Annotated in this window: 4 protein-coding genes; 1 reads left to right on the forward strand and 3 read right to left on the reverse strand. The window is 40.4% G+C overall.

Annotated elements, in window-relative coordinates; translation table 11 throughout:
• Positions 1-906 precede the first annotated feature (906 nt).
• From F6K40_RS14810 to F6K40_RS14820, 3 genes are all read right to left on the reverse strand, one after another.
• Complete coding sequence (locus F6K40_RS14810) at positions 907-1,236, reverse strand: HesB/IscA family protein (protein ID WP_293137078.1); 330 nt, start codon at positions 1,234-1,236, stop codon at positions 907-909.
• A 29-nt stretch (positions 1,237-1,265) separates the two neighbouring features.
• Positions 1,266-1,676 (reverse strand): cupin domain-containing protein, encoded by a 411-nt coding sequence (locus F6K40_RS14815; RefSeq protein ID WP_293137079.1) that lies wholly within the window; start codon positions 1,674-1,676, stop codon positions 1,266-1,268.
• Positions 1,677-2,111: 435 nt separating this feature from the next.
• Positions 2,112-2,273, reverse strand: a complete 162-nt coding sequence (locus F6K40_RS14820) for a hypothetical protein (RefSeq protein WP_293137081.1) — start codon at positions 2,271-2,273, stop codon at positions 2,112-2,114.
• 1,340 nt (positions 2,274-3,613) lie between these two features.
• On the opposite strand from F6K40_RS14820, the gene F6K40_RS14825 reads away from it, so the two are divergent.
• Positions 3,614-8,347: a glutamate synthase-related protein gene (locus F6K40_RS14825; RefSeq protein WP_293137083.1), complete on the forward strand. Its 4,734-nt coding sequence runs from the start codon at positions 3,614-3,616 to the stop codon at positions 8,345-8,347.
• Positions 8,348-9,118: the final 771 nt, after the last annotated feature.

Raw genomic sequence — 9,118 nt, forward strand, 5'->3', positions numbered from 1 at the left:
ATTAGTCGATATATTGTTTTTAGTCTTGAAAGTTACATTTGCCTAAAAGATTGGGATGATTAAAGTAGGACTTAGGAATCAACTATCAGCATATTGCGATTTGCTTGGCTACCGCCTTTTATGTTGCATAGTAAAACAGCTTCTAAAGGTTTATAGTGGGGCTTTTTATCCCCATTAACACCCACCACCCACTTTTTAAAATATAGTCGGGGACTGTTACCATTAAATTTTTAGCTGACAGCTAGATAGTGTTGGCAAAGCATTCCATAGTCAGGAAAAGTTGATAGCTAATTAATTTTAATTTGATAATTTTTCAAATTATTTGATTAGGAATAACTTACCGTTACACCAGATGGTCATTTGGTGCAACGGCCTACTTTTGAGGAAGTTTTGGGAAACTATAAGGATAATTAAGTATTTTGACATCTCCAGGGCTTGAAACACCCTGGATTCTGTGTTTAGTCCACCGCAAATGGGAGCAATCCACATTTGCTTAAAGCCTGTCAACAGACTCCTAAACTCCTCGGCATAGACGGAAATCTAGCTGTGAGTTTACTTTTTTTTGTTAGCTAAAAGAGTGGTTTGACTCATGCAGGTTGGAGCAATCTTCTCGCTGCTCTAGCTGCCTACTTGCTTTCAGCCGTCGTAGGAAGTTAATTCCCCTTATACTGTCCACCGGAATTTCACCGCACTAGCTAAAGGTCATGGCGACAAACCTTGTTCCTTATTCCGCTATTATACCAGAGTTTTACTCTGGGTTAAAACCCGCGTGTCGTTATTCAACCAGCCGTTAAAACGGGCTGGCTTACTTCCTCCCGAAGCTTTTTAGGTTTTTACCTTTGTTCCTATATTCTTACCATAAACTTTACAAACAATCTTTTATTTTAAATTAGTTAAATGTATTTGTCAAGAGCCAACCGAAAAAGAATTACTGCAACCACAAGCTACTTTAGCGTTAGGATTGTTAAATCGGAAACCTCCACCCATAAGGTCTTCAGAATAATCCAAAGTTAATCCATTCAGATAGTTGAGTTGTTGAGAATCAACTACAACTTTAATTTGGCCATGATTATATACTTGATCGTTACTAGCCTGTTGTGAATCAAATTGCATTACATAACATAAATTACAGCAACCGCCAGGTTTAACCTTTAAGCGAAATAAGGCATTTGGTTGATTTTGTTTGGACTGAAGACGAATAATCTCTTGGACTGCTGCTGCACTCAAGTTAATCATTGAAAAAATTATTTAGTTTAAGAGTGGAATTAAGACTTTGTTCTTGCATAATCATCTTGAAAACGAACAATGTCATCCTCTCCAAGATACTCTCCATTTTGTACCTCAATCAATACTAGAGGAATAACTCCTGGATTTTCCAAGCGATGGGAAGTACACTGAGGTACATAAGTAGATTGATTATTTTGTAGAATTTCCTCTTGATCACCACAGGTAACCTTGGCAGTTCCTGAAACGACAACCCAATGCTCGCTACGATGATGGTGCATTTGTAGGCTGAGTCGATGTCCTGGTTTGACCTCTATACGCTTGATTTTGTATCCAACTCCTTCTTCTAAAACAGTGAATGACCCCCAAGGACGTTCTGTGCTATTAAGCCCTTGTAAGGATGAAGGGATAGATAATTTAGAAGTTTGAGATGTTTCTTTGAGTTGTACCATTGTTTGACGCTCTCCAAAAGAAAACAGTAATTTTAAATTGGTCTCCTTAATTCACGGAATATTAACTATCTAGTATAAAGATAAGTATGATTTTATGGATTATCAAATCAAATACTGATAGATAAATATTTTATGGGTTGGAGTTAAATTAGATAATGTATCAACCATAGCAAAGTTACCCCTGTTACTGTCATCCCCCATTTAAGCTTTTTCGATATTTATATCAAATCTTTACATACACTATCTATCATCTCTGTAGAAAATACTAGGAAAAATGCCCAAATATTTGTTGTTAATAGGGTTACTATACATGAATTAGGATTGATTATGATCTAGCTTTTCCAGGTTTTTTGAGCTTTTTTGTATTGATTAATATTCTTTAGTTTAATAGATAGTAAACAGCAGGTGTACTTTGGTATTATAAGTTACTTGATACTAAATATATTTGACATATTTGACCATCACACCGCAGAAGGCGGTAGTCCTGCATTGTAATGGTGAAAATATATATTTTTTAATTTCTTCCCACACGGACCACACGGACCACACGGACCACACGGACCACACCTCCCACACGGACCACACTCTCTCTACCATTCCTCAGCACCACCACCCAGAAGGCTATTAGTTAGTAGTAAGAATGTTTCTCTGAAGCCCTTTGATCCCAAGTAATTTAGTAATTTTATAGATATACAGCTAATAGTGAGAATTTTAATTTCAGAATAATTTGGGGTAAATACAGAAAGGGAAAGGTAAGAGTTAGAAGCTATCCCAATGGACTGTATCGCTGAAGTCAGGAGGCCGGAGGCCGGAGGCCGGAGTCAGGAGGCCGGAGTCAGGAGGCAGAAGTGAAATTGATGAACCATATCGCCATAACAAAAACCCTGTAGGGACGTTGCATAAGGGCGTTCCTACTGTAGTCTACTGAAATGAAAACCGCTGTAAATGACCCATCTTCCCTACTCCCTATTGCAAGATTGCCTATTGTCTACTTCCTACCCTCCAGGGTCAATTTATTGTCACAAGAGAAAAAAAGAGGGGAAGATGGGAAGTGCAGGAACTCAAAAAATATAGCAATGTGCGCTGGTATAGCAGTCGAAGCAAAGGTTAGGACAGTTATAAATCCTGTTTGCGGAGCATTTCCCTATAAGAAAAACCCTTTAGTCTACTGTTCCCTGTTCCCTATTCCCTATTCCCTATTCCCTAGCGCTATATATTTACAAATTACAGGAAGTGTCCAATAGCTAAAATCGAAATATTATCGGTTTTTTATTCCCCCTGTTGCCTGTTGCCTATTGCCTGTTGCTGGAGTACAGCGCTATATAGGGTTGTAAATATTCTCTGACGACAAAAAATGAGCAATGCTTCCTACTCCTGAAAGTGAAAAAATTAAAAAATATATAGAGCTTAGTTAATAGAAGAAACAGTGGCCTATAATTAAATAAAACAATTACAACTACACATAAAATGATTGGCATTATGTGAGGTTGAAAGTCAAAGTAGTTGAAAAAGATTGCACTCTATAGATTTAACTTGAATCAAAAAACAACTTTCTTAGTGTGTCGCTCTTGTTTTGTCATAAATCTTGAGTAGAGCGTAGGGTATTTTTTGTATCACAATTATTTTCTGGTAATCATTAAGATAATTGATGAAATAGCAAGAACAATAGTTTTGCAGGTTTTCGTGGGGAAGTTGTATGTAAGGTCTGTGCTTCTACATAGGCTGCTATTTTTGTGAAGTATTCGTCAAGTATTCTCTATATATTTTGAAAGAGAATGAGGAAAATACTCATGACTATATCAGCTATTATATCAACCTTCAAACAACATTAAATTTTCACTCTGTTGTTGAATTTGTTATGTACTTTAGGCAGTAACAAAACAATTAGATGAAAACCTCTATATCAAGGGTGACACCCTCTTTAAAGTTATAATGTTATGGGTAAATTAAACATGAATCAATCTTACACAAATCTTAAAGCAAATAAAGAAACTTATCAGGGCCAAAGATGGTTGGTGGAAGAACGAGATGCCTGTGGAGTAGGTTTTATTGCTCACCCGTCGGGGAAAAAAAGCCATGAAATTATATTAAAAGCTTTACCTGCTCTAACTTGCTTAGAACATCGCGGTGGTTGTAGTGCAGACCAAGACTCAGGTGATGGCGCTGGTTTAATGACTCAAATTCCTTGGGAATTGCTATCTGAAAATTTAGATTTAAACCCTACTAATAGTGGGGTAGGAATGATATTTTTGCCCCAAACTGAAAAGAAGGCAGCAATAGCACGCCAGATCATTGAAAAAACAATAACTACAGAAGGTCTAACAGTAGTTGGTTGGCGAGTTGTGCCAGTTAAACCAGAGATATTGGGAACACAAGCACGGGGAAATCAACCACAGATTGAACAAATTATTGTCAGTTCAGATAAGTTGGAAGGGGATGAGTTGGAGCGATCGCTCTACTTATTGCGTCGTAATATTGGTTGTGCTTTAGAGGAAGAAAATTTTATTTGGGGGATAGATGTCTATATTTGCTCTTTCTCTTGTCGCACTATTGTATATAAAGGTATGGTGCGCTCTGCAGTATTGGGAGAATTTTACACAGACCTGAAAAATCCAGCTTATAAGAGTTCTTTTGCCGTTTACCACCGACGCTTCAGCACCAACACAATGCCTCGATGGCCTCTTGCTCAACCCATGCGTTTGCTAGGTCACAATGGGGAAATTAATACTCTGCTAGGAAATATTAATTGGATGAAAGCGCGGGAAGCTAGTTTGAGTTCGTCTATTTTGGGAGCGCGATTAGATGAGTTAAAACCTTTTGTTAACGCTGATAGTAGTGACTCGGCAAATCTAGACAACGTGATGGAATTAATCGTAAGTTCCGGGCGTTCCCCACTAGAAGCATTGATGATTATGGTGCCGGAAGCATACAAAAATCAACCAGATTTAGTGGATCATCCAGAAATTGTCGATTTTTACGAATATTATAGTGGATTGCAAGAAGCTTGGGATGGTCCGGCACTTTTAGTATTTAGTGATGGTAAACAAGTAGGAGCAGCTCTAGATCGGAACGGTTTGCGACCAGCACGTTATTGCATTACTAATGACGACCTAATTATTGTTGCCTCTGAAGCAGGAGTAGTTGAGATACCGGAAACAGAAATAATTGAAAAAGGTCGTCTTGCTCCCGGACAAAGCATCGCCGTAGACCTCAGTACCAATGAAATTCTCAAAAATTGGGAAATTAAAAAACGTATCAGTTCCCAATATCCCTACGGAGAATGGTTAAAGCACAGAAAGGAGATAGGAAAGCAACCCTTTACAGCTAACACTGAATTAGGAGCGCAAACCCTGCTCCAACTACAAACAGCATTTGGTTATAGTTTGGAAGACCTGGATATGGTCATTAGTGATATGGCAAATTTGGGTAAAGAACCAACATTTTGTATGGGTGATGATATTCCTCTAGCGGTGCTTTCGGGGCGCCCCCATTTGCTGTACGACTATTTTAAACAAAGATTTGCTCAAGTGACAAATCCTCCCATTGATCCACTCCGGGAAGGAATGGTAATGTCACTCAATATGCTGCTCGGTAAGCGTGGTAATTTATTAGAAGTTAGTGCTGAAAATGCACGCTTATTAAAAGTAGAATCACCAGTATTAAACGCAGCAGAATTCAAAGAAATTCAAGACTCAGAATTTGCCACAGAAACTCTTTCTACTCTATTTCCTGTAGCTAATGGACCAGAAGGACTGCAAACAGCAGTAAATAATTTGTGCGAACGTGCAGCAACAGCGGTTCAAAATGGTAAGGAAATTATTATTCTATCGGACAAATGTGATGGTGGAATAAGTGCAGAATTTGCTTACATTCCTCCTCTCTTAGCTGTAGGTGCAGTTCACCATCACTTGATTAAAGAACGGTTGCGGATGAAAGCATCTTTGGTGGTAGAAACAGCTCAGTGTTGGAGTACCCATCATTTTGCTTGTTTAGTTGGTTATGGAGCAAGTGCGGTTCATCCTTATTTAGCATTAGAGTCTGTTCGTGCCTGGTGGTCTAGCTCCACGGTTCAAAACCAAATGGAACGGGGAAAAATTACAAAAATCACTATCGAAGAAGCTCAGAAACATTATCGTAAAGCAGTAGAAGCAGGACTATTGAAAATTCTCTCTAAAATGGGAATTTCTTTATTGTCTTCTTATCAGGGAGCGCAGATTTTTGAAGCTATTGGTATTGGTGGAGACTTATTAGAATTAGCTTTCCGGGGAACTACGTCTCGAATGGGTGGTTTAACAGTGCCAGAGTTAGCACAAGAAGTGATTTCTTTCCATCATCGGGCGTTCCCAGAATTGAATATTAAAAAGCTGGAAAATTATGGGTTTGTGCAATATCGCCCTAGTGGGGAATATCACATGAACAGTCCGGAAATGTCGAAAGCACTGCATAAGGCGGTTGCAACGTTTAATAATGGCAGTGGCACAGGCATCTTGCCAGTGAAAAATGACACAGGCGACACAGGCGAGACAGGCATCTTGCCTGTGAAAAATGACACAGGCATCCTGCCTGTGCCACTAGAAACAACAAACTATGACCACTATGAAGTTTACCGGAAATATTTGCAAGGACGACCAGTAACAGCTTTGCGGGATTTGTTGGATTTGAATAGCTATTCCCCTTCTATACCTATAGATGAGGTGGAACCCGCAGCAGAAATAATGAAACGTTTCTGTACTGGTGGAATGTCTCTAGGATCGTTGTCACGGGAAGCGCATGAAACTTTAGCGATCGCTATGAACCGCATAGGTGGCAAATCTAATTCTGGCGAAGGTGGAGAAGACCCAACAAGATTTAAAATCTTAGACGATGTTAACGGTCAAGGTTTGTCTGGTTTATTCCCTCATCTCAAGGGATTACGGAATGGTGACACCGCCTCTTCTGCTATTAAACAAGTGGCTTCCGGTCGGTTTGGCGTGACTCCAGAATATCTGATGAGTGCTAAACAAATAGAAATTAAAATTGCTCAGGGTGCAAAACCAGGTGAAGGCGGTCAGTTACCAGGTAAAAAAGTGAGCAACTACATTGCTACACTCCGTCGTTCCAAACCAGGAGTTACGTTGATTTCACCGCCTCCTCACCACGACATTTATTCTATTGAGGATTTGGCACAGTTAATTTTTGACCTCCACCAAATTAATCCTAATGCTGGTGTTTCCGTGAAGTTGGTTGCAGAAATTGGTATCGGTACTATTGCTGCTGGTGTAGCTAAAGCAAATGCTGATGTCATTCAGATATCTGGTCACGACGGCGGTACTGGTGCTTCTCCTCTGAGTTCGATCAAACACGCTGGTAGTCCTTGGGAATTAGGTTTGAGTGAAGTACATCGGGTATTAATGGAAAATAAACTGCGCGATCGTGTTACTGTCCGAGTAGACGGTGGTCTGAAAACTGGTTGGGATGTAATCATAGCTGCTTTGATGGGTGCGGAAGAATTTGGCTTTGGTTCCATTGCGATGATTGCAGAGGGTTGCATCATGGCGAGGATTTGTCATACTAATAATTGCCCAGTTGGTGTGGCAACTCAGCAAGAGAAGTTGCGTAAGAAATTTACTGGCGTACCAGAAAACGTAGTTAATTTCTTCTGGTTTATTGCTGAGGAAGTACGAACTATTTTAGCAAGGTTGGGTTATCGTTCCCTAAGTGAAATATTAGGTCGTGCAGATTTGCTGAAAGCAAGGGAAAATGTGCAGTTAACTAAAACAGAAAGTTTGAATTTAGACTGTTTGCTAAATTTGCCAGATACTCGCACTAACCGAGATTGGTTAAAGCATGAAACAGTTCATAGCAACGGTTGTGTTTTAGATGACGTCTTGTTAGATGACCGGGAAATTCAAACAGCAATTCGCAACCAGGGCAGTGTTTCTAAAACAATAAAATTAGTTAACACTGACCGTACCGTGGGAGCAAGGTTGGCAGGAGCGATCGCTTCTCGTTATGGCAATACTGGTTTTGAGGGGTTGATTAATCTCACATTTAATGGTAGTGCTGGTCAGAGTTTTGGTGCTTTCAATTTGCCAGGAATGATTTTAACATTGCAAGGTGAGGCAAATGATTATGTTGGCAAGGGAATGCACGGTGGAGAGATTATTATTAAACCACCTGTGGAAGCAGGTTACGATCCTGCGAAAAATGCGATTGTTGGCAATACTTGTTTATATGGTGCAACTGGTGGTATTCTGTTTGCTAATGGTCAAGCAGGGGAACGTTTTGCTGTCAGGAATTCTATGGGTAAGGCAGTTATTGAAGGTGCTGGCGATCATGCTTGTGAGTATATGACTGGTGGCGTTATTGTCTGCTTGGGTAAAGCGGGTCGTAATGTGGGTGCTGGTATGACTGGGGGAATTGCTTATTTCTTGGATGAGGATGGTGATTTTCCGGCCAGGGTGAATAATGAAATTGTTTCTATTCAGCGTGTGTCTACACCTACAGGTGAGGCACAGTTAAAAGAGTTGATTTCGTTACACGTTGAAAAGACTGGTAGTACAAAGGCAAAGGCTATTTTGGCTAATTGGTCTGAATATTTGCCGAAGTTTTATCAAGTTGTGCCTCCTTCTGAAGCTGAGACTCCTGTCGCAAGTGTTGAGGTAGGAGATAAGGTTGCTGTTAAGGCGTGAGAATGGCTAGACACGGATTCGGCCACGGATACACGGATTGATTTTATGGCGTCATCTTTGTCTGTGTGCTATTTCTGAAGCTGAGACTCCTGTGGCAAGTGTTGAGGCAGGAGGTAAGGTTGCTGTTAAGGCGTGAGAATGGCTAGACACGGATTCGGCCACGGATACACGGATTGAGCTTATGACATTATCCTTGTATCCTTGCTATTTCTGAAGCTGATACGACTGTGGCAAGTGTTGAGGTAGGTGATCGGGTTGCTGTTAAGGCGTGAGAATGGCTAGACACGGATTCGGCCACGGATACACGGATTGAGCTTATGGCATTATCTTTGTATCCTTGCTATTTCTGAAGCTGATACGACTGTCGCAAGTGTTGAGGTAGGTGATCGGGTTGCTGTTAAGGCGTGAGAATTGCTAGACACGGATTCGGCCACGGATACACGGATTGATTTTATGGCATTATCTTTGTCTCCGTGCTATTTCTGAAGCTGATACGACTATGGCAAGTGTTGAGGTAGGTGATCGGGTTGCTGTTAAGGCGTGAGAATTGCTAGACACGGATTCGGCCACGGATACACGGATTGATTTTATGGCATTATCTTTGTATCCTTGCTATTTCTGAAGCTGATACGACTATGGCAAGTGTTGAGGTAGGTGATCGGGTTGCTGTTAAGGCGTGAGAATTGCTAGACACGGATTCGGCCACGGATACACGGATTGATTTTATGGCATTATCTTTGTATCCTTGCTATTTCTGAAGCTGATACGACT

It is taken from the genome of Okeania sp. SIO3I5, assembly GCF_010672085.1.
Classification (GTDB): Bacteria; Cyanobacteriota; Cyanobacteriia; order Cyanobacteriales; family Microcoleaceae; genus Trichodesmium.

Coding starts and splice junctions, on each gene's coding strand:
- F6K40_RS14810 (WP_293137078.1), bottom strand. CDS start 1,236: ATGATTAACTTGAGTGCAGCAGCAGTCCAAGAGATTATTCGTCTTCAG.
- F6K40_RS14815 (WP_293137079.1), bottom strand. CDS start 1,676: ATGGTACAACTCAAAGAAACATCTCAAACTTCTAAATTATCTATCCCT.
- F6K40_RS14820 (WP_293137081.1), bottom strand. CDS start 2,273: ATGGTAGAGAGAGTGTGGTCCGTGTGGGAGGTGTGGTCCGTGTGGTCC.
- F6K40_RS14825 (WP_293137083.1), top strand. CDS start 3,614: ATGGGTAAATTAAACATGAATCAATCTTACACAAATCTTAAAGCAAAT.